Genomic DNA, 25914 nt, shown 5'->3' with positions numbered 1-25914 from the left:
TCAGATCAGCGGCTGCCCGCGCAGCTGTTCCAGCACTTTCAGCGGCGAACGCTGCGGATCCTGCATTTTATTCACCGGCAACAGGAAGGTCTGCTCCAGCATAAACTGGCCGCCCATCGCGGCGTGCGGCGTTTGATCCGAGAAGCAAATCCAACTGCTGCCCGGCGGGAACTCCAGCGCCAGCTGCGGACCCCGTTGCTGATAATCGCTGTCGGCCTTCATCGCGTCATGCAGTTGCAGCATCAGATGGTCATAATGGCTGCGGCGGGTTTTGGTGATGCGGACCTGATGTTGCAACCAGCTGCTGAAGGCGGAGTAACGGGCCAAACGCGGCATAAAGCGTTCCGCCAGATCGGGGAAGGGTTCTCCGACGCGCCATTGGCGATTCTCACCGTGAGGATTGATGTTGGTGAAGATGCGCAGAATGCGTTCGCCGTAGTTTGGACGCGACGGGAAAGCGTCGACGTGCAGCCGGCTGTCGTCTTTGCGCCAGGAGTTCTTGGCGCGCCAGGCGGAAACCGGATGCAAGCGCAGGCTGCCGGTCGGATGGTGCAGCACCTCCTGATACTCGGGCAACAGCCCGGCGATCAGCTGGCGACAGGATTGGTAATAGCGTTCCAGCAGCTGCTGCACCTGCTGCTGGCGCTCCGCAACGGCGACGCCGGTCAGCTTGCCGGACAGAGGCTGATAGCTGATGTTCTTGCGCTTCGGATCGACCAGCGTCGGATCCAGCAGCGGCTTTTCCTGCTCAGACAGGGTGAAGGCCAGTTCAGGCAGAAACAGCACTTTGCCCTGTTCCAGTTCGCTGACCGCGCTGGATGTTTCCGCCGCCGCCCATTGCCGCAACGGCAGCGTCAGTACGGCCTGTTCACGCATAATATCGCCAGTAGGCATGAGATCTCCTCGCAAATCTGTATCGCTTTATTCCCGCCTTTCAGGTTGCCGCGTGGATGGCTGCACTGGTTTGCACAGTGGCTGGCTGGAGCGGCGTCAGAACGCTTTGCGCCGGTCGCCCAATGGCAACGTGAAATAGGTGAGTTCTATTATGGTTGTATCAGCAGGGCGCATTGCGCCGAAGCGTGCGATGGCTTCCTGATAATTAGAATAGTCCTGACAAGGGTATCACCGGCAACGCCAATAAAAAGTAAACGTAGGCTAAACGAGCCCCGCTGTAGGCACGAATAATCAAAAAAGGCACGAATTGTTCGTTAAATGGCGTGTTTTTTATCTTGTTGAATTTTAATGGAAATAAATACCCTGCTTATTTTTCGCCGCTATTCTATTCAGGAGGGAAGATAACGCCGGAGAGAAAAAGTTTTGGGGGGGAATTATTTCATTTTTCCGGATAAATAATTTGGGCCGCCTGGTTGCGACGGCCTAATTATTGGTCAAGCGCCGTAAATGCAGTTTTTGCCTTTTTTCTTGGCCTGATACAGCGCGCTGTCGGCCTCATTGATAAAGCCGATCGGCGTATCGTTGTACATATGCGGCACTTTGGCGCAGATACCGATGCTGATGGTAACGATGCCGTGCGGATTGCCCTGATGCGGGATCTTCAGATCGCGCACCGCATTGATAACGCGTTCGGCGAAAATCAGCGCGCCTTGCACATCGGTATCCGGCAGAATAATCCCCATCTCTTCACCGCCGTAGCGCGCCAGCACGTCGTTGCTGCGGCATGCCAACCCCTTCAGCGTTTGGCCGATCTGCTGCAGGCACTGGTCGCCGGCGACGTGGCCATAGCTGTCGTTGTACTGTTTGAAGTAGTCGATATCCAGCATCAGTAGCGCCACGCTGCGGTAGTTGCGTGAAGCGCGCGCCAGCTCGTTCTTCAGCGCGATATCAAACTGGCGGCGATTGGCCAGGCCGGTCAGGCCGTCCAGCAGCGCCAGCTCTTCGAGCATCTGGTTGATGCTGGTCAATTGATCGCGGGTGCGCATCAGTTCGGCTTCGGTTTGCATGCTGTGCTTGATTTGCCGCAGCAGCACCATGCCCATCGCCAGCAGGATCATCAATAAAGAGAGGCCGCCGGCGGCGAACAGGCCGGCGTCGGTGCGCCAATCCGCCAGCGCGTCGCGTTTCGACAATCCCGCAGCGATCACCAGGGGAAAGCGGTTCACTCGCGAGTAGCCGTAGATGCGCTCCACTTTGTCGAACAGCGAGGTAATGGTGGCGTTGCCGAACTCCGAATGCGGCAAAATCTCGCTGAACAGCACGCCCTTGGCGATGTTTTTACCGATCGACGTTGCCGAGTACGGGCGGCGGTACAGGATGGTGCCATCCGCCAGCAGCAGGTTTAACGAGGCGTCGGTGTTGAGCGCGAAACTATCGTAAAACTGGCGGAAATAATCGATGTACAGCGTGGCCAGCACTACGCCGCCAAAGCTGCCGTCCGGGTTGTTGAATCGCCGCGAAACGGGGATGATCAGATCGCCGGTGGTGCGGCTGCGGATCACTTTGCCGATGTACAGGCCGGCGCCATCGCGATTCTGATGATATTTGAAGTAATCGCGATCGGCGTTGTTGGCGTTCTTGATGAATTTGCCTGAGGCCGTCGCCAGCCAGCGGCCGCGCGCATCGTAAACAAACAGCCCATGCAGCTGCGGCAGGTTGCCGACCTGTGTCTGCATCACCCGCTGCAGCCGCATCAGCTGTGACGGACCCAGTCCGTCGGTCTGAATACGCTCGGTCAGATCGAGCAGATTGCCATCCACCTGCATGAAGGTGTCGTCGGCATGCTGCGCCAGCGAACGGGCGAGGTTGGCGGATTCATGCTCGGCGCTGCGCAGATCGCGCTGGTGCGCGCTCCAGATTTGCCAGCTGTTAAAGAGGATCAGCGTGGCGGCAACGATGATGACAAACACGCCGGCCTGAAATAATAATGGGGAGCTTTTAACGCTGCGCGGCGGCACGGCATCCTGTAGGGGTTGCTGCTGAGTCATGTCACCCTTGTGGTTTGATTACTATTCAATTTGAGTTAAGAGCAATCCTATATTTTATGCATAAATGCGCCAGACCTCTAGCCCTTAACGTGGCGATGGGGGAAAGTCGGGCCGCAAACTGCATCAGCGGCGGCGTAAACACTACGGAGTGAAAGGATCCATGTCGGATTACATCATTATCGCGTTACTGACGTTGGCGGTGTATTACCCCCTCACGCTGGGGGCGCTGGCGGTGATGATGTACTTCGCCTGGCGGCGGCGTCGGTCGCCCTACTGGCGGTTGAGATTGGTGCTGTTGGCGCTGCTGTTCGTTCTGTTCGCCAAGGCGGCCTATGACTGGCACCGCTATAGCTAGCGGCGCCATGAAGGGGTTATTCGACGTTGATCATCCAGTTGACGCCGAATTTGTCGGTCAGCATACCGAAGCCTTTGGCCCAGAAGGTGGCTTGATAAGGCATCGTCACCTGGCCGCCCTGCGCCAGATTATCGAACAGTTTGCGTCCTTGTTCCGCATCGCTGGGGTTCAGCGACAGCGAGAAGCCTTTGTGGGAAGCCCCGCCGCTGTCATCCTGCGGACAGCCGTCTGAAGCCATCAGCACGCCGTCGCCGATCAGCAGGCGCGCATGCATGATCGCATCCGGGTTGACGTCCTGTGGCCCGCCTTGTCGGGCCTCTTCGGGCATATCTTTGAAACGCATGACCATTTCAATTTTGGCATTCAGCTGCTGCACATAGAAGTTAATCGCTTGCTCACAGTTACCGCTGAAGAACAAATAGGGTTGTACCAGCATGACATTGACCTCGGTTAAGACCCGGCAGGCAACGACCGGCCCACGGGCGGGAAAAATGGTTGCTGGCGGCAATAATTGCCGTCGGTGACTTATTAGTGTAGTTCCCCTGCTGCAGAATGCTTGAGCGCGGCGAAGGCGATTAATACAGCGGAGGTTCGCCGGCCGCGCACATTTCATCATCCCGCGGGAAGTCCACCAACGGCGGTTGCACGATCGGCTCGTCACCCTGTGCATTCGGCAGGCGTCGCGGCACGAAAGGCCGTGTCCAAGCCGGTAAATGAGCAGAATGTTAGAGCGTTTTGTACGGAATAGGGTCTTCCATGGATGCTTTTTTACGTTTAAGCGCAGATGGAAAGCGGAACGAAATGAGATTTTTACCGAGGAAAGGGAGGAGATTCACCGCTATTTCAACCGGCTGGCGCCCTTGAAAAATAAGGACACAATTAAGCGCATCGCATAAGTGACAACCGCTATGTAACCTTAAAGAAACAGTAACGCGGCGGAACCGTCCCAGATGGCGGCCAGTGCGTACAGTAGCGCGAGAATCAGAACAAACGGGCCATTGAACATCGGCGTTTCCTCCCAAAGGATTTGTTCAAAGTTTAGTCTGCCAATATGACGACGAGATGAAATGCGAGCGTTTTTTATACGGTGAAATTCAGACGGACGGAAATGGGTAAACCGCTGATTTTTTACTATAGTCATAGTGTGAAGTTGCGCGTTTGTCGCCGCACACCCTGCATTGAGCTGCTGCGGGCAAGTCGCCCAGAGCAACATCGCGGAGCGGACGGCGTCTGGCGTGAAACAGGTGACGCAATTCTCAGAGGGTGGGTCTGTAAGGATTTGACATGTCATATGAAAATGACGATCTAAACGGTGTTGAGCAACCGAGCGACTACGTGAAAACCACCGCCTGCGAAGTGCGCAGCGGCGTACAAGCAGCGCTCGAGCAATCATGTGCCTGCATCAAGGATAACCCTTGGGCGGGGATAGGCGCCGGCGCCGTCGTGGGCCTGGTCATAGGATTTCTGTTAGGCAAAAGGTAAGAGGGAGAGTAAAGATGGGCATCATTTCCTGGATCATTTTTGGTTTAATCGCCGGTATCCTGGCCAAATGGATTATGCCGGGCAAAGACGGCGGCGGGTTTATTATGACCGTGGTACTGGGGGTCGTGGGCGCCGTGGTCGGCGGCTATATCAGCACCTTCTTCGGTATGGGTCGCGTTGACGGTTTTAACCTGGGCAGCTTTGTGGTGGCAGTCATCGGTGCACTGGTGGTGCTTTTTGTCTACAGGAAGATCAAAGGCTAAGCAGCCGTTGCTCAACAGGGTCGCCGCGGCGGCCCTTTTTCGTGAAATCAATCCGGCGGCGCGGCGCGGCCGAATCGCTGAAAGGGGAATATCATGGGTCTGTTCGATAGCGTATTGGGTAACATTTTAGGCGGCGGTGCCAACGGCAAAGGCATCGATTACATCGCCATTATGCAGTGGGTCGAGCAACAAGGCGGCCTGCAGGCCATTTTGGACAAGTTCCGTCAGGGGCAGTTCGGCGATATCGTCGGTTCCTGGCTCGGCAATGGCGAAAATCAGCCGATTACCGGCGATCACGTGCAGCAGGCGTTGGGCAGCGATGCGATCAATCAACTGGCTGAAAAGCTGGGCGTCGATCCGGCCCAGGCGTCCAGCACCATTGCGCAGTTCTTGCCGACGGTAGCCGATGCCGCTTCACCAAATGGCGAAGTACAGCAAGACAGCAATGAATTGGGCGACATGGTCGGCAAATTGTTCAAATAATGATTATGCTCCCGGCGTCTGGCCGGGGGCATTCACTCTGCTGATTCCCTCGATCGTCGTCAACGCCTGTTGCAGATGCGCCACCCAGGCGCGCACTTTTTCCGGAATAAAACGTAAAGCGGGGTAGACCGCGTGCAGCGCCATGGGCGGGTAGCGGTATTCCGGCAACACGGGAACCAACGCCCCTGTCGCCAGCTGCTCGCCGATCAACGGCCGCTGAGCGCCGCCGATTCCGGCGCCTGCCTCGATGGCCGCCAGCAGCGATAACGTATTGTTGGCGCGGAACGTGGGCCGCAGAGCGACTATCTCGGCGCCGTGTGGGCCGAGCAGGGTGAGCGTATCACCGTCGTTTAATCCGCTGTAACGAATGTGCGCATGTTTCACCAGCTCCGCCGGCGAACGGGGGGTACCGTGCTTGGCCAGATAGGCCGGCGACGCCACCAGCAGGCGTTGCAACTCACCCAGCCGTTTCGCCACCATGCCGGGCGCGTGCAATTCGCCGAAGCGCAGCGCTACGTCGATGCCTTCGCCGATCACGTCGGCGCGGCGATCGTCCAGCAGCAGCTCGATGGTGAGTTCCGGGTGACGCTGCTGGAACGCGATGGCCAGCGGCGTGACGTGTCGTTGCCCGAAACCGGTCGGTGCGTGAAGGCGCAGATTGCCCTGCAGCCGGTGGTGCTGCCCGTGCAGCGCCTCTTCCGCTTCGTCGACCGCCGCCATAATCGGTTTGATACGCTGATAGTAATCATTGCCGGCCTCGGTCAGGGTGACCGCCCGAGTGCTGCGAAACAACAGCTGCGCTCCCAGCTGTTGCTCCAGGCCGGCGATTTGCTGACTGACCGCCGGCTGCGTCAAACGCAGATCGCGAGCGGCGGCCGACAGGCTGCCCAGCTCCGCTACCCGCAGAAAGGTTTTCATCGCGTTCAGCTTATCCATGATGTGCTTGCCTATAGATTTTTCTTATTAGTGTTAGTAGAAAGTCTCTTCTACCACAAGTATTGCTAATCAATAACACTCTGGGCATCGATAACCCGAGGAGTGGCAAGATGAACGCAATGCGACAGGCGCTGGTGATCGGCGCCAATGGCGTGATTGGGCGCCGATTGATTGAGGAGCTGACCGGCCTGGGTTGGCCAGTGGTGGGCGTTTCGCGGCGGGGTGGGCAACCGGCGCCAGGGGTGAGCCATCTGCAGGTTGACCTGCTGGATGCGGCGGCGACGCGTGACGCGCTGCGACCGCTGAGCGCGATTAGTCACGTTTTCTATGCCGCCTATCAGGATGCGCCGGACTGGGCGGGACTGGTGGCGCCGAACCTGCAGATGTTGCAACACGTTGTCGAAGGACTGGAGCCGATCGCGCCGGCGTTGGAGCATATCAGCCTGATGCAGGGCTATAAGGTCTATGGCGCGCATTTGGGGCCGTTTAAAACGCCGGCGCGCGAAAGCGACGCGGGGCATATGCCGCCGGAGTTTAACATGGCGCAGCAGCAGTATTTGGCGCAGCGTCAGGCAGGCAAGCGCTGGCGCTGGAGCGCCATTCGCCCGAGCGTGGTGGGGGGCTTCTCGCTCGGCAACCCGATGAATCTGGCGTTAAGCATCGCGGTTTACGCCTCCATCAGTAAAGCGCTCGGGCTGCCGCTGCGCTTTCCCGGTAAGCCGGGCGCTTACCACAGCCTGTTGGAAATGACCGACGCCGGGCTGTTGGCGCGCGCCACTCTGTGGGCGGCGACCGAACCTGCGGCGGCCAATCAGGCGTTTAACATCAACAACGGCGATCTGTTTCGCTGGAGCGAAATGTGGCCGAAAATCGCCGCGTACTTCGGGCTGGAATGTGCGCCACCGTTGTCGATGACGCTGGAGAGCATGATGGCCGACAAAGCGCCGCTGTGGCGGGAGCTGGCGCAGCGGCACTCTTTGACCGAGGCTGATTATCGCGCGGTGGCTGGCTGGCGTTTCGCCGATTTCGTCTTTTCCTGGGACTATGACATGTTCGCGGACGGCAGCAAGGCGCGGCGTTTGGGTTTCCATCAGTTTATTGAAACCGAAACCATGTTTATCACGCTGTTTGATGAGTTCCGCCGTCGCGGCATCATTCCCTGAGTGGCGTATTGGCTTCCCCGCCGTGAGGCGGCGGGGAACGGTCTTAGAACGTCAGCATGATTTTGCCGATATGCTCGCTGGACTCCATCAGCGTATGCGCTGCGGCGGCCTGCTCAAGCGGGAAGGTTTTAAAGATCTGCGGTTTCAGCACGCCGCGTTCCAGCAGCGGCCAAACCTTCTCTTGCAGCTCGGCGGCAATCTGCGCCTTGTCCGCGACGCTGCGTGAGCGCAGCGTTGAACCGGTATGGGTCAGGCGTTTCAACAGCAGCGGCATCAGGTTTAACTCTTTCACCACGCCATGTTGCGTGCCGATTTGCACGATGCGGCCTTCCATCGCCGCTGCCTGATAGTTCTTGGCGACATAGTCGCCGGCGATCAGATCGACGATTACGTCGGCGCCTTTGCCGCCGGTGACCTCTTTGGTGCGCGTGACAAAGTCTTCGTTGCGGTAATTAATCGCCACGTCGGCGCCCAGCGCCAGACTGGCCTGGCGTTTATCTTCGGAGCCGACGGTGGTGATCACCTGTGCACAGAAGGCTTTCGCCAGCATGGTGGCGACCGTGCCGATACCGGAAGTGCCGCCGTGGATCAACACGGTTTCGCCGGCTTTGAGGTGGCCGCGTTGGAACACGTTGACCCAGACGGTAAAGAAGGTTTCCGGCAGTGCGGCGGCCTCGGTCAGGCTCAGACCCGCCGGCACCGGCAGCGCATTGCTTTCATGTACGGTGCAGTATTCCGCATAGCCGCCGCCGGCGATGAGGGCGCAAACCCGATCGCCAAGAGCGAAATGGGTTACGCCTTCGCCGAGGGCCACCACTTCGCCGGCGATTTCCAGACCGGGGATATCCGAAGCGCCCGGCGGTGGCGCATAGTTTCCCTGGCGCTGCAACACGTCGGGGCGGTTAACGCCGGCGGCGGCAATTTTCACCAGCAGTTCGCCCGCTTGCGGGACGGGTACCGGGCGCTCGGTGACGACCAGAACCTCGGGGGCGCCTGGCTGGCTGATCTCAATCGCTTTCATCTTGCCGGGCAGCGCTGCATTTGTTGACATGGTCACTCTCCTCATCGTGGTGGACGCGGCTATCAGGCGGAACGCCCGCAATAAAGTCTGCCGTTAGCTTAGCGAAATCGAATGAGGTGCGCGTGGTCGAATAGAGCGGTTTTGCGAGGAAGGGGCGAAGCCGCCGCGATGGGCGGCAGGCGATCAATCGTTAGGCGGGATGCGGAATCCTTTTAACGAGACGATAAAGTGTTCTTTTCCTTTGGAGATCTTGGCGCCTTTATCGCACCACAGGCTGGCAAGCTGGAAGAAATCGTCGCTGTCGATATCGTAGGCCAGTTCGATTTTCTTGGCCGTGCCGGCGCGGATGAGCTTTTCTGCTTCCTGGTGGTTTGCAGCTTTAATTAGGGTCATGGGCGAAATCCTTGGTGTTAAGCCAGAGCGGATAATCGCCAATCATGATATGGCCATATTGTGACATTTTTGTGATGAAAGGATGACAATCAGCGAAGGCGCGGCGTGCGGTGAGCCGCGCCTTTGCGGTGAAAATGCGTTGCCGGTTACCGATCGTACGGGCGAACCAATGCGCTTTTCTTCTGAGATTTGAAATGCTTGTAGAGCGCATAGCCCGCAATGCCGGCCAAGACGGCCAAGAGAGCAAGGGATCCTGTGGCCATGAACATCACCTCCGAAATAAGAATGGCAAAGAGGCGTATTTGTGACATTCATCACTTAGTCGGGCAATGAGACCAATCTGTAATCGGCAAAGCGCGATGACGAGAGGCAAAAAAAAAAGCGCCTATAGGGAGGCGCATAAAGATTTGCAACACAGCTTGTTAGGTTCAACACCAGGAGGAGTGGTGAACTGACGCTATTCTAAGCGGCCGTGATAGCGGGGTGTATAGGCATTACTCCGAAAGCGCTATTACCATTCATAACCTAACTGAATGTTGTAATCGGGATCCTGGTTGGTGGAATAAGGATCGGATTGGCGGCGGCGATCGGTTTTCTTCACCGGGCCTTCATACGCGGGGTAAGGTTTGGTGCGCGGCTTGCTGCAACCCGGATGATCGCACTCGATATCGACGCGAAAGCCGCTTTTATCTCGCGCTTCCACCCAGGTAATCGGCGATTTCGCCGCCTTGGGGGCCGGCCCTGGCGGCGCCACCGGTTTAGGGGCAGGGGCAGCACTGGGCTCTGGAGGCTGATAATTCAACTCCAGCGCGCCAAGCGGGGCGCTGCAAGTGGCAAAGGCCAGCAGCGCGGCGCGGCAGGCGGTCGGTAATGTGAGCCATCTCGGCATGGTGAGTCTCCCTGGATGATTTCGCCAGGCAACTATAGAACAGCAGAACGAGAATTACTATCATTTGAGCAGGGTGTTACGGATACGCCAGACGGCGATTCCATCGGCAAGCAGGGTCAAATCCTGTGCGCTTAGCCGCGATTAGCGTCTCATCACGGCGAAAAAGGTTGCTATTGCTGCTCGCTCATGAGTTAATGATGTCGGCCTGTGGTACAGACCTATTTATGCACGACATTTTGAGTAAAGTAGTTCAAATTTAAAGCGTTATCCCGGATAGCCCTTCTCTGACGAATTTCCTTTCCAGTGCCTCCATAAGTAACTGATGACCGGCTATCTCGCCCATGGCGGCTTACATTATTATTGAAGGAAATTAGACATGTCCAACATGATCAAAGGTCAAGTGAAGTGGTTCAACGAAGCTAAAGGTTTTGGTTTCATCACCCCAGCAGACGGCAGCAAAGACGTATTCGTACACTTCTCTGCTATCCAGGATCAAGGCTTCAAGACCCTGGCTGAAGGCCAGAACGTACAGTTCTCTATCGAGAACGGTGCGAAAGGTCCATCTGCGGCTAACGTTACCGCTATCTAATTGGCGTTTACCGCTGATTGAAAAGAACCCGCTGCGGCGGGTTTTTTTATGCCTGTAATTTGGCGCAGGGCAAAAAAAAGCCCGCAAGTCAGCGGGCAAAAGTTCCTTGTTACTTCTTCATTTGCGAGCGCTTCTCTGGGGGGGAAACGCCTACGGACAGGTTACGCGGGGCCAGCTTAAGATTCTGCGGCCAAAATGTTAAGGAAGTGAAAAATCCTGATGGCTGCTACGCTGATAGCAGAGTGTGGCAGGACAGGGCGGTGTGTTCTCCCTGCGTTTTGTAATACACTGACGCCAATCGCAAATAATGGGGGAAGGTATGCAGGTTAACGATCGCGTGACGGTAAAAACAGACGGCGGCCCACGGCGGGAAGGCGTCATCCTGGCCGTAGAGGTGTTCAACGAGGGCACCATGTATCTGGTTTCCCTTGAGGATTATCCGGCGGGCGTGTGGTTCTTTAATGAAATAGATAGCCGCGACGGCACCTTTGTGGAGCCGCACCGCGAACGCGGGCAGTGACTTCGGGTAATCTCATTAATCAACTTGTGAAATAGTCTATTTTGAGACTATTTCGTTACGGTAGGATTTATTTTATCTATGTAAAAAAATACCCGTTGCGCTAGCGGGGGATAACGCAGCAGGTATTCTTTTGGCGTTTCCGACGCTTGACACCCGGATTACATTATCACCGGATATTTAACGACGGCCAAAACAGAGTGGGGGGCATTCTCTGTATGTTTAACGGCTATTGACAAATATTCCACTGGTCAGCGTGTCAGTCAAACGAACAACGTGGTATATGATTTGCTTGTTGTGCGTTTTTATTTTCCGCTTGATGTTTCCCTTGTGTGAAGAGACCGTTTTAGCTTTTATTTGCATCTGGTCTGATATCTGGATGGTACCTTGACCGGACATCCACATGCGTAACATGTTCGATTCGGTCTGGCTCAACGTGACCGGCGTTTGATCCAGGGAGGACTTCTCCACCCGAAGGGACTTTTTCTCGAGATAGTGACTAAGTAGCTGATTCATAGTCTCTGGTTTGATGGATTTTGACGATATGATGACATTCTTGCGAACATATAAGTAATCGTCGAAATGTACGTTGGTAATGGCCATAAAGATAAAGAATAACGTATCCGGGTGCAGTGATATCACCCGTTTTATTCGCTCGGTGGCGTTTGCTTCGTGGATGAAGCAGTCCTCGTTAATAAACACCAAACTGGGATTCAACTTACTGCATTTTTCATGCAGGCTGTCAATATCCTCAATGGCATTAATATGGCGTTTCTTCACGCCGTGCGAAGTCAGATAGTCGGTTAATCCCAATCTGGTATAGCTACATGAATCCATGATGATCGTTGGCATATCGCACCCCCACTTAAATCCGTTTTACTGCGGTAATATGAGAAAAAGCCTAAAAAGCCGAAAGGCAAAATGAAACAATAATTCAGTGTAGCGAGTGTTCTATCAATAAACGCGACGGCACTCAATGATATTTTCATACTAAACTTATTAATCACATGAATCTATAAGTTTAGCTTAAGTCAGAGCGTTCCACTGACGGCTCCGCTTCAATATGATAGGCCTGATTTGTACTTGGCGCCCGTGCCTGGCGGCATCTCTCGCCGGGATTCTGCCCATCATGTCACGAAACAAAATTTTAGTTTGCTAGGAAAAGTCTTAAAAAAAATTCATGTGTTGTTTTTTTGAAGCTTTTCAGCGGGCTTTTTGAATGCTCAAAAACAACTCACTTTGCGCAGTTGGTTTTTTATGGTTTAAAATCAATCAATTATCTAGTGTGACAGTATTTTTGAGAATGACAATCACTTCATTTTGTATCATAACGGCAAACAAAAGTTAACGTTATTGCTGAAATGTGTAGCTTAATTGTTGCCATAAATCACCGTTTTACAATGAGTTATATGGATATTTATTTCAGCTGAAATCATTTCTGTGAATGCTAAACGGGAATTGAGTTATTTCTCTAAACAGTTGTGCCGCTTTCTGGCAAACCTGCGCCAAAAAGCAGGTCGGAGTTGTCTCTGGCCTGAGTTGGTTTTAACTTGCTTTTTCCCTTTCAAAAACAGGACGCCGCGATGAGACGGAATCCGTACGGGCAGCCGATAGGCGACGCTCTTCCCCATTGGCAGCCGGCAGGCATGCCCGGACAGACGTTACTGCAAGGACGGTTTTGCCGTCTGGAACCGCTGAACATCGATCGCTGGGGCGATGAACTCTATCGCGCTTATCAAACCGCCGAAGACGATAGCGACTGGACCTATCTGTTCTGGGAACGGCCGCAGACGCGCGAGGATTTCCAGCGCTATCTCCAGGCCCAGGCAACCAGCGCCGACAGAAACACGATGGTGGTGATCGAGCAGGAGAACGGGCGCGCGGTGGGAACCTGCGCCTTTTTGCGCGTCGATCCCGCCAACGGTGTGGCAGAGCTGGGAACCATCAACTGGTCGCCGTTGATGAAGCGCAGCGCCCTCGGCAGCGAAGCGATCTTCCTGATGCTGCGGCATCTGTTCGACGATCTTGGCTACCGGCGCTGCGAATGGAAGTGCGATAACCTCAATCTGCCCTCACGCCAGGCCGCCGAGCGTTTTGGCTTTCGTTACGAGGGCACTTTCCGCCAGGCGATTGTCGTCAAAGGGCGCACGCGCGACACCGACTGGCTGTCGATCATCGACGGAGAGTGGCCGCCGCTGCGCGCGGCGTTTACCGCCTGGCTGTCGCCGGACAATATCGGTGATGACGGGCGGCAAGAGCGGCGTTTGCAGACCTTTCACCTCGGTGACCTGCCGGGCGCCTAAGCCGTCTCCGCCAGGCAATGGCGCAACGAGTCCAGCGCCAATTGGATGTCCTGCTCCTGCGTCATCCAGTTGACCAACGCGGCGCGGATCCCCGGCTGATGGTTATAGGTGGTCGGGGTGCAGCGCACTACGCCATGCCGATTAAGGCGCTCGAGAAAGCGATCGCGCGCCGCCTCGCGCTCACCTTGCGGATGGCTGAGCGCAAAGCACACCACGTTCAAATTCACCGGTGCCAGCAGGTGGAACCCCTCGTCTGCCGCTAACGCCGCCCCCAGCGCCTGCGCCAGTTGGACGTTGCGCTCGACGATATCCCGGATACCGCTGCGGCCATAGGCTTTCAGCGTCAGCCAGAGCGGCAGGGCGCGAAAGCGGCGCGAGTTTTCCGGCGTCAGATGCAGGTAGTTGTCTGGCCGCAGCGTCGGCGCCTCCAGGTAGGCCGAATGGTTCTGAAACACCTGCATCTGTAGATCCAGATGGCGGGTAAATTGGATCGCGCTGTCGTAAGGCACGTTCAGCCATTTGTGGGCATCGACGGTGATGGAATTCGCATGTTGCCAGCCCTCGAGCCTTGGGGCGTATAGCGGCGAGCAGGCCGCCACGCCGCCGAAGGCCGCATCGACATGCAGCCAAAACGGATAACGCTCCCGCAGCGCCAGCAGACGCGGCAGATCGTCGAAAGCGACGGTGTTGACCGTGCCGGCGCTGGCGAGCACCAACGTGGGCCGGCCTTCGCCAGCGGCGAGCTGCCGCTCCAGTGCTTCCATATCCATGGCTTCAGACTTCGGCAGGCTGGCGACGGTCGTCAACGCTTCGCGGCCGATGCCGAGCATGCTGAGCGCCTTCACGCTGCTGGAGTGTGGATTGGCCGCCAATACCCGGATGGGGCCCAGTGCCGCCAGGCCCTGTTGGGCGACATCGACACCGTGTCGTTGGCCCAGCCACTGTCGGCCAATGGCCAGCCCGGCGAAATTGGCCATGGTGGCGCCGCTGACCAGGCTGCCGTTGAACGCTTCCGGCAGGCCCAGCAGGGATTTCAACTGCGTCACGGCCGCCAGTTCAATCGTGGCTGCGATGGTATCATGGCTGAGCAGGCTATTTTGGTCTGTCACACTAACCAGCCAGTCCGCGGCGACCGCCGCCGGGGTACCGCCGCCGGTGACGAAGCCGAAATAACGCGGGCCGGCGCTGGCGGAAATGCCGGCCTGATACTTCTGCCAGAAGTCATCCAGCGCCGCCAGGGCGCCGGCGCCGTTTTCTGCTAATCGGTCATCACCCGGCTGCAGCTGCTGGTGCGCGAGCGGCGGGCAGACCGAGCGCTGTTGCAGCCCAGCCAGAAAGTCCTCCGCCAGCTGGCGGGTGTAGTCGAGGATCTGCGGAAACTGAGCGAGATCCTGTTGTAAACGTGGGTGCATGGCGGCTCCGAAAGCGTCAGGAATGGTCAGGTAAACATAGAACATTTGCCTGTCGGCCAAAATCGATAAAAAATACCCTTTTTGGATAGCCTGGTTAACCAATGATGAATGAACGTCTTCCCCTGCATGTCTTGCCGACTTTTGCGATCGCCGCCCGGTTGGAAAATTTGCGTGCCACGGCGCAGCAGGTGCATTTGACGCATGGGGCGGTGAGCCAGCAAATTCAGCAGCTGGAGCAGGCGGTCGGCTACCCGCTGTTTGAACGGCGCGGGCGCGGGCTGCGTTTGAATGCGGCCGGGCGAGAGTTGCTGGCGGCGGTGGAACCGGCGCTGCAGGCGCTGCAGCAGGGCGTGGCCCGCGCCCGACGTGCGGCGGCACGCCAGACGCTGCGCATCAGCGTGTTGCCGTCTTTTGCCCATTACTGGCTGTTGCCGCGTTTGCCGGCCTTTAATCAGACCTGCGCCGATATTGCGCTCGATATCGATGCCTCATTGACGCTACAGGATCTGTCGCAGCGCGGCTTCGATGCGGCGATCCGCATCGGCGGCGGGCATTGGCCGGGGCTGCAGGCGCAGCGCATCGCGGCGGGTGATGTGCTGCCGGTCGCTTCACCGGACATGGCGCGGCAGTGGCGGGAGGCATTCGAGAGCGGCGGGGATATGCCGTTGCTGGAGCACGACGTCAGCCCCTGGCGCGACTGGTTCAACGCACAGGGGCGCTCGTTGTGCGGGCGGCAACAGGCGCTGTTCAACGATGCCGGATTATTGATTCGCGCAGCGGAACAAGGATTCGGCATCGCGCTGGCGAAAAAGCTGCTGGTACAGGACGCGATCGACGCGGGGAGGCTGGTGGCGCTGGCCGCGCCATGCCGCCTGAGCGATGACGACGTTTATCTGGCGTGGCCGCAGACCGCCGGGCTGACCCCGGCGGTGACACGTTTGCTGCAGTGGCTGCAGCAGCAGCTGGCGGCGGTTTAACGGCGCAGCCACTCCGGCTGCGAGGCGCCGAGCGTGGTCGCCGGCAGCGCCCATTGCAGTGCGGTGCCCTGCAGGCTTAACGGCGCGCGCAGGCGTTGCGCGGCGCCCCAGTAAGTCAGTTCCGTTTCCGGATTCTCGTCGGCGGGGCCGGCAGGCGCCAGCGGTTCCGGCCGATAATGCGTCGGATGCGGATGCGCCAACAGCAGTTGCGCCGTGCGCGCCAGCGACAACCGGGCGTGGTAGCCGGCACCGTTTTTCATGCGCTGCGCCATACCGGTCAATACCGCTGCCGCCATCAAATAGCCGGTGGCGTGGTCCAGAGCCTGTACCGGCAGCGGCACCGGCATACTGGCGCTGCGCCAAACCATGCCTGCCTCCGCCAGCCCGCAGCTCATCTGCACCAGACTGTCGAAACCGCGCCGGGTGCGCCACGGCCCGCTCCAGCCGTAGGCATTCAGGCAGACGTCGATCAGGCCCGGCGCCAGCGCGCGCCTTTCCTCCGTGCCATAGCCCAGCTTCTCCAGCGCACCGGCGCGGTAGCCGTGCACAATCACGTCGGCGTTCTTCAGCAGGTGTTCAAACGTATGGCGATCGTGCGCATTGCCCAGGTTGAGGCGCGCGCTGCGCTTGCCCAGCATCACCTCATGCTCGACGCCGGGTTCATCCCAACCGTAAGGATCGATGCGCAGCACGTCGGCGCCCAAACCGGCGAGAAAACGCGTGGCGATTGGCCCGGCGAGAATGCGCGTCAGATCCAGCACCCGTACGCCGTGCAGCGGCCGGGCGGCGGGCAGCGCCCAACCCGGCGGCGGCGCTTCCGGCTGCAGCGAGGTGTGGATCAACGGTTCGAGCGCCACGCTCTTGCCCTGAATATGCTGGCGCCAGTCGGCCGCCGAACGCATTTGGGCCGCGCAGCCGCCGGCCTCGATGACCGCCTGTTCCAGTTCGCTTTTTTTCCAGCTCAGCACGCGCGCCGCCAGCGAGCCTTTATCCGATGCCGCGCCCAGCACCTGTTCCACCGCTCGCCGATGGTGCGGCGCATTGGTATGCAGGCGTATCCAGCCATCCGCCGTGGCATAGTCGCCGGCCAGCGCGTCCCACGCCGCAGGCAGCGTCCAACCCAACGGACGCAGCGTCCAGCCGAACCAGAATGAGGCCAGGCGTTGATCGATCCAGGCCTGCGGTGCGTCGGCAGCCTCACGGCGCAGCAATTCGCCGCAGGCCAATCCGGCGGCGCCCCAGGCGGCGGTGGCCAATTCGGTGACGGGAAACGCCGAAGGCAATGCGCCGGCGCCGCTGACGGTGAGCCGGTCGACGGGCGCGGGGCATTGCCCCAGGCTTTGCCAAATGTCGTCGAGCAGAGTGTGAATAAGAGGCGTCATCGGCCGCTCCTTGCGTGTCGTCGGAAATATAGCCTAGCGTAGCCCACCACCGGCGACCTTGCTAAGGGGCAACGTCGAGCGTGCGGCCGTCGGCCAGTTTGGCACGCAGACTGTGGGCCGCTATGCCGGCGAAAGGCCGCTCGCCAAAGTTGGCGGTCAGCGTCGAGCCGTCGCTGAAGGTCGTCTGTTGCACCCAGCCGTCCCGATCGAGCCAGCGGAAGTCGGTCAGCGCTTTGTCCCACAGAGCCTGATGCAGCGGCCGGAAAGCGGCATCGGCGCGTTTGATCGCCGGCAAGCGTGCCGCCAGGGTGGCGCGGCTCAGATGGAACATCGGCGCAGTGTTATACAGCTGGCTGAGCAGGCTACGGCTGGTCTGAACGTCGCTGAACTTCAGATTGTCGTAATTCCAATGGTGGCTGCTGACGATCGCATCGTGGAAAACGGCCTGGTAGAGCGGCAGGCGATAACGCGGATCGAATTCGACCGTGCGGTAGGGCTGTTTCACTCTGGCGGGGCGGAAGAAAAACGCCGGTTGGGTGTTGGGCCACCAGGCACCGAGATAATAGGGCGAGGACTTATCCTGATTCATCTGTTTATCGCCCCAGCCGAATCCCCAGGTTTCCATGCCGTGGGCGAACATCAGGCTGCGGGCGGTCACCGCGTTGCCGTCCTCCGAGCCGAGCGGCAACTTAAGGGTGGCGCTGAACCAGGCCAGCCGGGCGTTGCGCGCCTCGGCCATCTGCGCTGCGCCGGTCGGGTGGTCGGGCTGATAGTCATCGGACACCATGCCGGTGCCGTCCACGTCGAGAAACAGGCTGTTCAACCCGGCCAGTTGCACCAGCTCGCGCATGCGCTGTTGAGAATAGGGCAGGACGCAGCCCGGATTAAGGTAGTAACCCTGTTTGCCGAAGCCGGGTTTCTTGCTGCCGTCGGCGCGCACGATGGCGCAGGTTTCGCGCAGCGCCGTCGGCAGTTGCGCGGTGAGCCAGCTGTCGTTCACGCCGCGCGCAATGGCAGTATCATAGGAGTCGTAGCTGGCGATCAGATAGCCGGCCGCTTTGGCGGCGGCCACCGCTTGCGGGTGCAGGAAGGCGGCGGTCCAGTTGTCGGTGCCCAACCACAGGCGCGGCAAACCGGCCTGGCGCAGCGCATCGATCAGTGGTTTGGCCAGCCCTTGCCCCCAACCGTCCACTGGGGTTAACCAGCGTCCCAGCTCTTGCTGCGCCCGCTCACGCACTGCGGCGGCCTGGCGCTGCTGCGCCAGCAGGAAATCGGCGTCATCCGGCGTCGCGCCCAGCGCGAACTGCGCCGTCAGCGCCTGGTTGATGCCGTCTATCAGGGGCTGTTGTTGCCAGCCTTCCGGCGTTTTGCCCGCCAATTGCCGCAAGGACTTCCTGCTCTCGGCATCCATCTGCTGCCGCAGCGCTTCGGCGGCGGGAGAGGCGAGGTAGTGCAGCAAGCCCTGCCAATCTTTGACATCTTCCGCCGCCAGCAGCTGGTCGCCCCACAGGTAGATATGGGTTGCGCCGATCAGCTTTTCGCCTTCGGGCGCCTGTTTCATCTTTTCGTGCAGGCTGCTGAACTGGCCGCTTTGTTGCAGAATCTCGCGGTAACGGCGGGCGCCGGACAGCGGCGTGTTCCCCACGTGCAGCAGCACCTCGAATGCCTGTTGTTGATTGAAGCGGTTGAACTGATGCTCGGCGCGCATCGCCAGCTTTTCCTGCTCCGAAGCGAAGGTGACCCGGTTGCTGAACGGCGTCAACATCAGCCAGCTGTAGACCTTGTCCTGATGTTGCTGGCTCCACAGCGGCAGTTTCAGATCCCAGTTGGTATCCAGCGGCGTCATTTCCGTCGTCAGGTAGTTGCGCCAGACCGGGTTGTCGAGCGGAATGCGGCTGCCTTCGCCGATCGGCAGCAACAGCGCCGCCGCCTGCGGAGGCAGACGATACCAGCTCAGGGTTTGCGGCCGGTCGCTGCGGAAGCTCAGGCGCAGATCGCCGTCTTCCAGGCGGGCGCTCACGCTGACCGCGCTTTGCGGCCATCGCCAGCTGGCGCGCTGTGGCGACGCGGTGAGGTCCGCCACCTGTTGCGTGGGCTGAGCCAAGTTGACCGGCACCGCACCTGCGGTGATGCGCAGCGTGGCGGGATCGAGTTCAAACTGCACGTCGCCTTGCCGCAGCAGCAAGGCATCGGCGGAAAAGCTGACGAGCAGCGCAAGCGCGAGCGGGGAAAACCGTTGTTTCATCGGAGGCGTCCTTGAAAGATGAAGGAGGGCAGTTTACCGATAAGCACACCGCTACCCAACGTTGCCGCGCCCTATTTGTGACATCGAAATATCAGTGCGGTATTTCAGTTTATTTTTCGTTTAATAAATTAGCCTTTACTTCATTATCCGACGTCACTATACTCAGCCAAAATTTCGGTGGAGAAACCCAATTGGACAGTTGCAGTTGTAATAAAATAAATAAGGCAAGCTGACCAATTCTCTTCTGATTTGTTGCTTGCCGCTAGCGGCGGGCAGCACCCCTCTCCAGTTATTTCTGAGCTGTGCATACCCGAATAAGAAAACGTTTCCTGATGCCAGGTGGCTTCAGGTGAATTGAGTTGGACGTTATTATGGTATTCTGCAGCCACAGCCTTTTCCCTCCAGGCATGACACGCTGATTCGCTGATTTATTTTCAGCGCGTTTTCGCGTGTGCTAAACAGCACATGATTTTATCTCCTGTCGTTAATTAAGGGGAAAGTCATGGCTATGACTCCTTTCGTTTTAAATTTATTGCTGGCGATGTGCCTGGGCGCGGTGATTGGCGCCGAGCGCCAGTGGCGCCAACGCATGGCCGGCCTGCGCACCAATGCGCTGGTGGCGACCGGCGCAGCGGTCTTCATTCTCAGCTCTATGTCCACCGATCCGGCCAGTGCCGGCCGCGTGGCCGCGCAGATCGTATCCGGCATCGGCTTCCTCGGCGCCGGCGTAATCATGCGTGAAGGGCTGAACATTCGCGGCCTCAACACCGCCGCCACGCTGTGGTGTTCTGCGGGCATCGGCGTGCTGTGCGGCCTGGGCCAGCATTGGGATGCGGTGGTCGCCACGCTAGTTATCCTGTGCGCCAATATCCTGCTGCGCGAAGCCGCGCAGCGCATCAACCTGCAGCCGCAACAGCAGGCGACCGATCTCGAACTGTGCTATCGCATTCAGGTGACCTGCGGCGAGCAGGATGAAATTCTGGTGCGCACCCTGATATTGCAGGCGTTGAACGGCGTGGCCTTGCGGTTGCAATCCTTGCGCAGCGCCGATATTGCCAGCCCTGGGCAATTGGAAGTGTGCGCGGAAATTAACGCCACGCCGGCCGCGCAAAAAGAAATTGAGGGTATTGTCTGCCGCATCAGCCTGGAAAAAAGTGTGAGCGCCGTTCGCTGGCGCGTTGCGTCCGAATTACCGGTCTGATTAATCATATAAATATTTATTAACTTGATTGCATGTTCGGGTTTATTCAGGCACGCCGTGAATAACGTTGGGCATTAAGGAGGCGTTATGGACGATGACCCCGGAAGGGAAATAATTCTTGCGTGGCTGGCCGGGTGATCTCGCCATTCAGTCGCGCTAATTAAACAAATTCCAAGCTGTGCATAGTCACCTGTTTATCGGGCGGGAGAACCCTGTGCGCAGAACTAAAATAAGAGAATAGCGTTATGACTCAGATTAATGAAAGAACGCACCGCCGTGATAAAGACGCGGTGAGCTACGCCATTGCGCAAGAGGCGACCAACAGCATCGCCCAGACGCTGGCGAACCTGAAGTGCAACCGCAACGGCTTGACCCAGGACGACGCCGATGAACGGCTGGAACAGTTCGGCGCCAACCAGGTCGCCCACGACAAGGCACCGCACGCCCTGATCCAGCTGATCAAGGCCTTCAATAACCCGTTTATCTTCGTGCTGATGGTGCTGGCTGCGATCAGTTTCTTTACCGATTATTGGCTGCCGCTCCAGAGCGGTGAAGAAACTGAACTTACCGGCGTCATCATCATCCTGACCATGGTCACGTTGAGCGGGCTGTTGCGTTTCTGGCAGGAATATCGCACCAATAAGGCGGCGGAAGCGCTGAAATCGATGGTGCGTACCACCGCTACGGTGCTGCGCCGCAGCAGCTACAGCGCGCATCCGCTGACGCTGGAGGTGCCGATCCGCGAACTGGTGCCGGGGGATATCATTCAGCTCTCCGCCGGCGACATGGTGCCGGCCGACGTGCGCCTTATCGCCTCGCGCGATCTGTTCATCAGCCAGGCGATTTTGACCGGTGAAGCGATCCCTATCGAGAAATACGATGCGATGGGCAACGTGGCGCAGAAGTCGAGCGAAGGGGAGGTCTCCAGCGAGAACGCGCTGCTTGAGCTGTCCAACATCTGCCTGATGGGCACCAACGTCGCCAGCGGTACCGCGACGGCAGTGGTGGTGGCGACCGGCGGGCGCACCTACTTCGGCTCGCTCGCCAAGTCGATCGTCGGTTCGCGGGCGCAAACCGCGTTCGATCGCGGGGTGAACAGCGTCAGCTGGCTGTTGATTCGCTTCATGCTGGTGATGGTGCCGGTGGTGTTGCTGATCAACGGCTTCACCAAAGGCGACTGGAGCGAAGCGGCGTTGTTCGCGCTGGCGGTGGCGGTCGGTCTGACGCCGGAAATGCTGCCGATGATCGTCAGCTCCAACCTGGCGAAAGGGGCGATCGCCATGTCGCGCCGCAAGGTGGTGGTGAAGCGCCTGAACGCCATTCAGAACTTCGGCGCCATGGACGTGCTCTGTACCGACAAGACCGGTACGCTGACGCAGGATCGCATCATTCTCGAGCACCACATCGACGTCAATGGCGCCAGGGATAACGAGGTGCTGCACCTGGCCTGGCTGAACAGCTTCCACCAGAGCGGCATGAAGAACCTGATGGACCAGGCGGTGATCCGCTTCGGGCGCGGCAAACCGGGGATCGAAGCCCTGGGACGTTTCAGCAAGGTGGATGAGCTGCCGTTCGATTTCGTGCGCCGCCGTCTGTCGATCGTGGTGGCGGATGAGCATGGCAGACAGCAGCTGATCTGTAAGGGCGCGGTGGAGGAGATGCTGGAGATCGCCACCCACGTGCGCGAAGGCGACAAGACGCTGGAACTGGATGAAACGCGTCGTGCGGCGCTGCAGGCGCTGGCTCGCGAGTATAACGAAGATGGCTTCCGCGTGCTGGTGCTGGCGACGCGCGAGCTGGATGCGCAACGCTCGGCCGAACCGCTGAGCGTGGCCGATGAGCGCGACATGGTGGTGCAGGGGCTGCTGACCTTCCTCGATCCGCCGAAGGAGAGCGCGCAGCAGGCGATCGCCGCACTGCAGGAAAACGGCGTGACGGTGAAGGTGCTGACCGGCGACAACCCGGTGATCACCTGCAAGATTTGCCGCGACGTCGGGCTGGAGCCGGGTGAACCGCTCTCCGGGCTGCAGATTGAACAGATGGATGACGAAGAGCTGGCGCGCGAAGTGGAGCTGCGCACGGTGTTCACCAAGCTGACGCCGCTGCAAAAATCGCGGGTGCTGAAAATGCTGCAGGCCAACGGCCATACCGTCGGTTTCCTCGGCGACGGCATCAACGATGCCCCGGCGCTGCGCGACGCCGACGTCGGCATTTCGGTCGATACCGGCACCGACATCGCCAAGGAGTCGGCGGACATCATTCTGTTGGAAAAGAACCTGATGGTGCTGGAAGAGGGGGTGATCAAGGGGCGCGAGACCTTCGGCAATATCATCAAGTACCTGAACATGACCGCCAGCTCCAACTTCGGCAACGTGTTCTCGGTGCTGGTGGCCAGCGCCTTCATTCCGTTCCTGCCGATGTTGGCGATCCACCTGTTGATTCAGAACCTGATGTACGACATTTCTCAGCTGTCGCTGCCGTGGGACAAGATGGACAAAGAGTTCCTGCGCAAGCCGCGCAAGTGGGATTCCAAAAACATCGGGCGCTTTATGCTGTGGATTGGGCCGACCTCGTCGATCTTCGATATTACGACCTATGCGCTGATGTGGTACGTGTTCGCCGCCAACAGCGTGGAACACCAGGCGCTGTTCCAGTCTGGTTGGTTCATCGAGGGGCTGCTGTCGCAAACGCTGGTGGTACATATGCTGCGCACCCAGAAGATCCCGTTCATTCAGAGCACCGCGGCGCTGCCGGTGTTGCTGACCACCGGGTTGGTGATGGCGCTCGGCATCTACATTCCGTTCTCGCCGCTCGGTGCCCTGGTTGGCCTGCAGCCGCTGCCGTGGGAATACTTCCCGTGGCTGGCCGCGACGTTGGTCAGTTACTGCGTGGTTGCGCAGATGATGAAGCGTTTCTACATTCGCCGCTTCGGCGAGTGGCTGTAAGCCGCCTCGGCGTTCACTTCGGGGGCGAAATGCTTCGCCCCCTCACCGCTACAGCAGTTTGTTGACCAACAGGCCGAGCATGATGGTCAGCGTGAAGGAAAACAGCGTGCCGAGCAGCACATACTCGGTACGCATCTTATCGTCGCTCTGGCGCAGATCGCCGAAACGGAAGATGGATTTGGCCGCCAGCAAAAAACCGATCGCCGGGATCTGCCCCAGCAGCACAAAGGTCAGGATCAGCGTTCTCTCCAAGTAGCCAATCTGTTTGCCTGCGCGCAGCAGCGAGTCGTTGTCGGCCTTGGCCGAAGGCGGCATTTGCGGCGTCCAGCGCGCCAGCAGTTGCCCGATCAGCAGACTCATCGGCAGATAAATCAGGCTGTAAGCCACCAGCACCAGGCCGGTTTGCCAACTCCCCAGTTGCCGCCCCAGCGCGGCGAGCAGTTCAGCCGCATTCGGCGTCAGCCCCAGCCACAGCAAGGCGATCACCGCCAGATGCAATCCCTGATCGAGCAGGAAACTGCGGGCCGGGCTCAGGCGGGCCATGATGGTGACTTTCAGCCAATCGATCAGGTAGTGGCTGAGGGCGATGACCAGCAGGCCGGCCAGCACCTGGCGTGAAGAGAGCCCGCCGTGCAGCAGGCCGAAACCGGCCACCACCCAGGCGGCCAGCACCCCGTGCAGCAAGGCGTGCAACAGCAGAAAACGCGAGCGCGCGCGATGTTGGATTTTATCTTCCACCCAACTCCGCGGCTGCAGCGGAAAATCCGCCAGCAAGTGGGCGAGCAACAGCCAGGCCAGCAAGGGCGTATAGGTCAGATCCATAGTCAGACGATCCTGTTAATGGCGTGAATAAACCGCATGATTTCCTCGTAGGCCGCGCGTTTCAGCGCGGCGGAGACCGTGGAGGCGGCTTTTTGCAGTTGGCCCGCCACGGCCGCGCCGCTGTCAGCGAACATTCTTGCCTGGACGATGCGCGCTTCGGTCTGTGACAGGCGGCTAATCACATGATCTAACATCGGCAGCAGATCGCTGACAATGGCGTTTGTCCGATCGTTGTCGGTTTTCAGAGCCAGCCGGCAATTTTTCGCCATGGCGTCCAGCGCGCTGCCGGAATTGATAAAGGCGCTGCCGTAACCGATGGCGTCGGGCCGCTGGCTGCCCAGCCCGACGGCGATGCGCGCATCCCAGTGCACGGCGCCCATCGCCCGCAGGGCAAGGCGAACGTACACCGCCAGAAACAGCCCGTCCTCGGGGGCGGCCTGCGCCTGGAAGGCGTCACCACGGAAAATCTCCACCTGATGCAGCCGCCCATCGCGCTGCAGCCGTTCGAGCAGGCTGTGCAGCCCGTTAAGATAGTTGACGGTGTCTGACCGGCGAGAATCGACCAGATCGCCGCTGATTACGCTGATTGGCGTCGGCATGGCGTGATCCGTTGTTGGTAGAAGGAAGACTATAAATTCGCATCTTGATGCGAATAAGTCAATAATTCGCTTTTTGGTGCGAATTTATCAACTTTTCGCCTATGGGGGCGAAATTCTGCGGTGAGGTGAGGGGGATGGATAGCCGGGAATGCGCGGGCCCGTCAGGCTCGCCACCGGCGATGTAGAGGAAAAGGGGCCGGCAACCGGCCGTTCAGAAGCTTTTGACCAGCACTTCACGCGGCATTTCGCTGCCGTGTTTCAGCAGGTGTTCAAACGATCTTTCGCTGCTTTTCAACTGCTGCAAAAACTCCTGTGGCGACAGATCGTGTTTTTTGCCGCTCATGTAAGCCAGCGCCAGTTCTTTTGCCTGATAGCGGGAGAAGTTGTACATGGTGTCCTCGATACGGTGAATGTCAGTGCTCACGATTGTAGCGAAAGAGCACATAATGAACAGCGGCTTTGGCGTATGGAATCGATAGCTGAAACTTAACTCGCCGATAGCCGGGCGTGCGCGATGACATGTCGCGTGAATTTATATTCGTTTAAACGAATATGATTTTGAAATGTTCCAGCGCTGGATTATAGTGGGGCAAAGAATACCAGGAGCGCATTATGTCGTCATTGACGCCGCTGAAGCTGTTTAAAAACTTGTCGGACGATACGCGTCTGACGCTGGTGCTGTTGCTGCGCCACGCCGGCGAGCTGTGCGTGTGCGAGCTGTCGGGTGCTCTGGCGCTGCCGCAACCCAAAATCTCAAGGCATCTGGCGATGCTGCGCGAAAGCGGGCTGTTGCTCGATCGGCGCGACGGCAAATGGATACATTATCGCCTGTCGCCGCATATGCCGGCCTGGGCGGCGGCGATTATTGAGCAGGCTTATCTGTGCCGTCCAGAGCAGGTGGCGGCGTTGGGGCAACGCGTGGCGAAAGGCTGCTCGTAACGGTAAAAAAATTTGCCGTTATATATTCGAAAAAACATATATGTAAGCTTGAGAGA

General features: G+C 58.6%; 27 protein-coding genes. 12 read left to right on the top strand and 15 right to left on the bottom strand.

Annotated elements, in window-relative coordinates:
- Positions 1 to 894, bottom strand: coding sequence for a Kdo hydroxylase KdoO (locus tag ATE40_RS11990; protein WP_019453494.1), 894 nt, complete (start codon positions 892 to 894; stop codon positions 1 to 3).
- Between the two features lie 494 nt (positions 895 to 1388).
- Positions 1389 to 2942 (bottom strand): sensor domain-containing diguanylate cyclase, encoded by a 1554-nt coding sequence (locus ATE40_RS11985; RefSeq protein WP_063918598.1) that lies wholly within the window; start codon positions 2940 to 2942, stop codon positions 1389 to 1391.
- A gap of 160 nt (positions 2943 to 3102) precedes the next feature.
- Between ATE40_RS11985 and ATE40_RS11980 the strand changes: the two genes are divergently transcribed.
- Positions 3103 to 3297, top strand: a complete 195-nt coding sequence (locus tag ATE40_RS11980) for a hypothetical protein (RefSeq protein WP_063918597.1) — start codon at positions 3103 to 3105, stop codon at positions 3295 to 3297.
- A gap of 16 nt (positions 3298 to 3313) precedes the next feature.
- Here the strand turns inward: ATE40_RS11980 and yjdN are convergent, their stop codons facing one another.
- Positions 3314 to 3733, bottom strand: coding sequence for a VOC family metalloprotein YjdN (gene yjdN, locus ATE40_RS11975; protein ID WP_019453497.1), 420 nt, complete (start codon positions 3731 to 3733; stop codon positions 3314 to 3316).
- Positions 3734 to 4581: 848 nt separating this feature from the next.
- Between yjdN and ATE40_RS11970 the strand changes: the two genes are divergently transcribed.
- The 3 genes from ATE40_RS11970 to ATE40_RS11960 all read left to right on the top strand — a co-directional run bounded on the left by ATE40_RS11970 (position 4582) and on the right by ATE40_RS11960 (position 5525).
- The gene (locus tag ATE40_RS11970) at positions 4582 to 4779 is read left to right on the top strand and encodes an ElaB/YgaM/YqjD family protein (RefSeq protein ID WP_019453500.1); all 198 of its coding nucleotides are present in this window, start codon (positions 4582 to 4584) and stop codon (positions 4777 to 4779) included.
- Between the two features lie 14 nt (positions 4780 to 4793).
- On the top strand, positions 4794 to 5042 hold the full coding sequence (locus ATE40_RS11965; RefSeq protein WP_019453501.1) for a GlsB/YeaQ/YmgE family stress response membrane protein: 249 nt from the start codon (positions 4794 to 4796) through the stop codon (positions 5040 to 5042).
- A 93-nt stretch (positions 5043 to 5135) separates the two neighbouring features.
- Positions 5136 to 5525: a YidB family protein gene (locus ATE40_RS11960; protein WP_019453502.1), complete on the top strand. Its 390-nt coding sequence runs from the start codon at positions 5136 to 5138 to the stop codon at positions 5523 to 5525.
- A 3-nt stretch (positions 5526 to 5528) separates the two neighbouring features.
- On the opposite strand, the gene ATE40_RS11955 is transcribed toward ATE40_RS11960, so the two are convergent.
- Positions 5529 to 6461, bottom strand: coding sequence for a LysR family transcriptional regulator (locus ATE40_RS11955; protein ID WP_063918596.1), 933 nt, complete (start codon positions 6459 to 6461; stop codon positions 5529 to 5531).
- Between the two features lie 110 nt (positions 6462 to 6571).
- Here ATE40_RS11955 and ATE40_RS11950 point away from each other — a divergent pair, with 110 nt between their 5' ends.
- Positions 6572 to 7624 (top strand): SDR family oxidoreductase, encoded by a 1053-nt coding sequence (locus ATE40_RS11950; RefSeq protein WP_063918595.1) that lies wholly within the window; start codon positions 6572 to 6574, stop codon positions 7622 to 7624.
- Between the two features lie 43 nt (positions 7625 to 7667).
- Here ATE40_RS11950 and ATE40_RS11945 read toward each other — a convergent pair whose 3' ends face one another.
- The 3 genes from ATE40_RS11945 to ATE40_RS11935 all read right to left on the bottom strand — a co-directional run bounded on the left by ATE40_RS11945 (position 7668) and on the right by ATE40_RS11935 (position 9927).
- Positions 7668 to 8675, bottom strand: coding sequence for an NAD(P)H-quinone oxidoreductase (locus ATE40_RS11945; RefSeq protein ID WP_019453505.1), 1008 nt, complete (start codon positions 8673 to 8675; stop codon positions 7668 to 7670).
- A 153-nt stretch (positions 8676 to 8828) separates the two neighbouring features.
- Positions 8829 to 9038, bottom strand: a complete 210-nt coding sequence (locus tag ATE40_RS11940; RefSeq protein WP_019453506.1) for a hypothetical protein — start codon at positions 9036 to 9038, stop codon at positions 8829 to 8831.
- A gap of 511 nt (positions 9039 to 9549) precedes the next feature.
- Complete coding sequence (locus ATE40_RS11935) at positions 9550 to 9927, bottom strand: hypothetical protein (RefSeq protein WP_063918594.1); 378 nt, start codon at positions 9925 to 9927, stop codon at positions 9550 to 9552.
- A gap of 376 nt (positions 9928 to 10303) precedes the next feature.
- On the opposite strand from ATE40_RS11935, the gene cspE reads away from it, so the two are divergent.
- Both cspE and dsrB read left to right on the top strand, forming a co-directional pair.
- Complete coding sequence (cspE, locus tag ATE40_RS11930; protein ID WP_004935122.1) at positions 10304 to 10516, top strand: transcription antiterminator/RNA stability regulator CspE; 213 nt, start codon at positions 10304 to 10306, stop codon at positions 10514 to 10516.
- A 319-nt stretch (positions 10517 to 10835) separates the two neighbouring features.
- Positions 10836 to 11036, top strand: coding sequence for a protein DsrB (dsrB, locus tag ATE40_RS11925; RefSeq protein ID WP_019453509.1), 201 nt, complete (start codon positions 10836 to 10838; stop codon positions 11034 to 11036).
- 219 nt (positions 11037 to 11255) lie between these two features.
- Here dsrB and rcsA read toward each other — a convergent pair whose 3' ends face one another.
- Positions 11256 to 11885, bottom strand: coding sequence for a transcriptional regulator RcsA (gene rcsA / locus ATE40_RS11920; RefSeq protein ID WP_019453510.1), 630 nt, complete (start codon positions 11883 to 11885; stop codon positions 11256 to 11258).
- Between the two features lie 731 nt (positions 11886 to 12616).
- On the opposite strand from rcsA, the gene ATE40_RS11915 reads away from it, so the two are divergent.
- Positions 12617 to 13336, top strand: coding sequence for a GNAT family N-acetyltransferase (locus ATE40_RS11915; RefSeq protein WP_071892008.1), 720 nt, complete (start codon positions 12617 to 12619; stop codon positions 13334 to 13336).
- Here the strand turns inward: ATE40_RS11915 and ATE40_RS11910 are convergent.
- Positions 13333 to 14748, bottom strand: coding sequence for a pyridoxal phosphate-dependent decarboxylase family protein (locus ATE40_RS11910; protein ID WP_063918647.1), 1416 nt, complete (start codon positions 14746 to 14748; stop codon positions 13333 to 13335). The two genes, ATE40_RS11915 and ATE40_RS11910, sit on opposite strands and share 4 nt — an antisense overlap.
- Before the next feature lie 101 nt (positions 14749 to 14849).
- On the opposite strand from ATE40_RS11910, the gene ATE40_RS11905 reads away from it, so the two are divergent.
- On the top strand, positions 14850 to 15725 hold the full coding sequence (locus ATE40_RS11905) for a LysR substrate-binding domain-containing protein (RefSeq protein WP_063918592.1): 876 nt from the start codon (positions 14850 to 14852) through the stop codon (positions 15723 to 15725).
- On the opposite strand, the gene ATE40_RS11900 is transcribed toward ATE40_RS11905, so the two are convergent.
- From ATE40_RS11900 to ATE40_RS24700, 3 genes are all read right to left on the bottom strand, one after another.
- A complete protein-coding gene (locus tag ATE40_RS11900; protein WP_063918591.1) occupies positions 15722 to 17107 on the bottom strand; it encodes a CoA transferase in 1386 nt (461 codons plus the stop codon). The genes ATE40_RS11905 and ATE40_RS11900 overlap by 4 nt on opposite strands.
- Positions 17108 to 17168: 61 nt before the next feature.
- Complete coding sequence (locus ATE40_RS11895; protein ID WP_063918590.1) at positions 17169 to 19352, bottom strand: glycoside hydrolase; 2184 nt, start codon at positions 19350 to 19352, stop codon at positions 17169 to 17171.
- A gap of 143 nt (positions 19353 to 19495) precedes the next feature.
- Complete coding sequence (locus ATE40_RS24700) at positions 19496 to 19741, bottom strand: hypothetical protein (RefSeq protein WP_154746434.1); 246 nt, start codon at positions 19739 to 19741, stop codon at positions 19496 to 19498.
- Between the two features lie 113 nt (positions 19742 to 19854).
- Between ATE40_RS24700 and ATE40_RS11890 the strand changes: the two genes are divergently transcribed.
- Positions 19855 to 20553 (top strand): MgtC family protein, encoded by a 699-nt coding sequence (locus ATE40_RS11890; protein ID WP_025159855.1) that lies wholly within the window; start codon positions 19855 to 19857, stop codon positions 20551 to 20553.
- A gap of 245 nt (positions 20554 to 20798) precedes the next feature.
- Positions 20799 to 23498: a magnesium-translocating P-type ATPase gene (gene mgtA / locus ATE40_RS11885; RefSeq protein ID WP_063918589.1), complete on the top strand. Its 2700-nt coding sequence runs from the start codon at positions 20799 to 20801 to the stop codon at positions 23496 to 23498.
- A 48-nt stretch (positions 23499 to 23546) separates the two neighbouring features.
- Here mgtA and ATE40_RS11880 read toward each other — a convergent pair whose 3' ends face one another.
- From ATE40_RS11880 to ATE40_RS11870, 3 genes are all read right to left on the bottom strand, one after another.
- Complete coding sequence (locus ATE40_RS11880; RefSeq protein WP_063918588.1) at positions 23547 to 24320, bottom strand: DUF3307 domain-containing protein; 774 nt, start codon at positions 24318 to 24320, stop codon at positions 23547 to 23549.
- A gap of 2 nt (positions 24321 to 24322) precedes the next feature.
- Positions 24323 to 24919, bottom strand: coding sequence for a hypothetical protein (locus ATE40_RS11875; RefSeq protein WP_063918587.1), 597 nt, complete (start codon positions 24917 to 24919; stop codon positions 24323 to 24325).
- Between the two features lie 211 nt (positions 24920 to 25130).
- Entirely contained in the window at positions 25131 to 25310 is a 180-nt protein-coding gene (locus ATE40_RS11870) for a hypothetical protein (RefSeq protein ID WP_019453520.1), read from the bottom strand.
- Between the two features lie 221 nt (positions 25311 to 25531).
- Between ATE40_RS11870 and ATE40_RS11865 the strand changes: the two genes are divergently transcribed.
- Positions 25532 to 25858 carry a metalloregulator ArsR/SmtB family transcription factor gene (locus ATE40_RS11865; protein WP_019453521.1) on the top strand — a complete coding sequence of 109 codons (327 nt, stop codon included), beginning with the start codon at positions 25532 to 25534 and terminating at the stop codon, positions 25856 to 25858.
- Positions 25859 to 25914 lie beyond the last annotated feature (56 nt).

The sequence above is a fragment of the Serratia surfactantfaciens genome, assembly GCF_001642805.2.
In the GTDB taxonomy this organism is placed as follows: Bacteria; Pseudomonadota; Gammaproteobacteria; order Enterobacterales; family Enterobacteriaceae; genus Serratia; species Serratia surfactantfaciens.
This window is presented reverse-complemented; position numbering and strand designations above follow the sequence as displayed.